Genomic DNA, 2,053 nt, shown 5'->3' on the forward strand with positions numbered 1-2,053 from the left:
GCAGAAGGGGGAGGCCGCGAGGCCTCCCCCTTTTTTGCGTTTACGGGCAACATTCCTTATGCAATTAAATCAATTTAATCATCCATCGCTGAATATAGACGTTCACCGTTCTTTGGTCGGTTCTCTGTTCTCAATGGACTAATATTTGCTTTAGCGCACTGCTGCGCTTGTCCTGTTTTACACGGGTCGTTTTATTGATTGTGAAGGAAGGACTCACATGGCAGATGTTCATGAGCTGCTTGATACTTGGATTGCCAATGTCAAGGACGAGGAGCTCCTCGCTGAGCTTAACACGATGAAGGAGCAGGGTGATGAGGACGCCATCACCGATGCTTTCTTCCAAGATCTCGCCTTCGGTACTGCCGGCCTTCGCGGCACTATCGGTGCGGGCACTAACCGTATGAATATCTATACGGTCGGTCGTGCGACCCAGGGATTCGCTGACTACCTCAATGCGACCTTCGAGCATCCAACGGTTGCCATCGCTCGCGATAGCCGCAATAAAGGTGAGCTGTTCGTTAAGACGACGGCTGCCATTCTTGCAGCAAACGGCGTGACTGCCCTCGTTTATCCCAAGATTTCTCCTGTGCCGACGCTCTCCTGGGCCGTCCGTGATCTTAAGTGCTCCGGTGGCATTTGCATGACCGCTAGTCATAACCCGGCACCGTATAACGGCTATAAGGCCTATGGCCCCGACGGCTGCCAGATCACCAGCGAGGCCGCCGATGCAATTTCTAAGGCTATCGCCGAGACCGATACGTTCACCGGTGTGAAGTCCATGGACTTCGATGAGGCTCTTGAGCAGGGCCTGGTCAAATGGATCGATGACTCGTGCCTCGAGCGTTATTACGACGCCGTTCTCGCTCGCGGCGTTACGAATCTTTCTGCCGAGGAAATTGCCGGCGCGCCGCTCAAGCTTGTCTATACGCCGCTGAATGGTACCGGCCTCATTCCCGTTACCACGGTGCTCGAGCGCGCTGGCATCACCGATGTCACGGTTGTTCCCGAGCAGAAGGAGCCTAACGGCGATTTCCCGACCTGCCCGTATCCTAACCCCGAGATCCGTCAGGCCATGCAGAAGGGCATCGATCTCTGCGAGCAGGTTCACCCTGATTTGCTGCTTGCAACCGATCCCGACGCCGATCGTGTTGGCGTTGCCGTTAAAAATGGCGATGACTATCTGCTGCTGACCGGTAACGAGATGGGCGTCCTACTGCTCGACTATATTTGCAAGACCCGTGCCGCCCGCGGCGAGGACCTCACTAAGAAGGTTGCCGTTACTACTATCGTTTCTTCCGCAATGGTTGACGCTCTGGCCGACGAGTACGGTTTTGAGCTCCGCCGCTGCCTGACGGGCTTCAAGTACATCGGCGACATCATTACCTCGCTTTCCGATGCTGGCGAGGTCGATCGCTTTATCTTTGGTTTCGAGGAGAGCTACGGCTATCTGGCTGGCGACCACGTGCGCGACAAGGACGCCGTGAGCACTTCGCTGCTGATTTGCCAGATGGCGCAGTATTACAAGCTCCAGGGTAAGAACCTCGCCGATGCGATGCACGAGCTGTACGAGAAGTATGGCTACTACCACAACAAGACGATTTCGCTGAGCTATCCGGGTGCTGAGGGTGCGGCAAAGATGGCCGGCATCATGTCCGGTCTGCGCGAGAACCCGCCTGCGGAGCTTGCTGGGTCCAAGATTGAGGCCGTCGTGGACTACAACACCTGCGTGAACGGCCTGCCGAAGGCTAACGTCATTGAGTTCGATCTTGAGGGCGGCAACAAGGGTATTGTTCGTCCTTCCGGCACCGAGCCCAAGATTAAACTGTACATCTTCGCCAAGGGCGCGGATGCCGCCGAGGCTGATGCAGCACTTGACGCGATCGAGGAATCCGGTCGCAAGCTGTTGGCCTAAGGCTTTGAAAGCCTATTTCTATAGATAGACGGAGGAGGGGATCTCGGAAACGAGGTCCCCTCTTTATTACCGGTAAATACAGCTGAGAATTCCGAATTGTGTAGGAAATGTGTACGCCCAGATTCCCGCCCCCGGCGCCCC

General features: G+C 55.7%; 1 protein-coding gene. It reads left to right on the forward strand.

Annotated features, from left to right (window positions below; translation table 11 throughout):
- Nucleotides 1-217 precede the first annotated feature (217 nt).
- Nucleotides 218-1,912 (forward strand): phospho-sugar mutase, encoded by a 1,695-nt coding sequence (locus DWW12_RS09625; protein ID WP_117565059.1) that lies wholly within the window; start codon nucleotides 218-220, stop codon nucleotides 1,910-1,912.
- Nucleotides 1,913-2,053: the final 141 nt, after the last annotated feature.

The sequence above is a fragment of the Collinsella sp. AF14-35 genome (assembly GCF_003464565.1).
Classification (GTDB): Bacteria; Actinomycetota; Coriobacteriia; order Coriobacteriales; family Coriobacteriaceae; genus Collinsella.

Coding starts and splice junctions, on each gene's coding strand:
- DWW12_RS09625 (WP_117565059.1), top strand. CDS start 218: ATGGCAGATGTTCATGAGCTGCTTGATACTTGGATTGCCAATGTCAAG.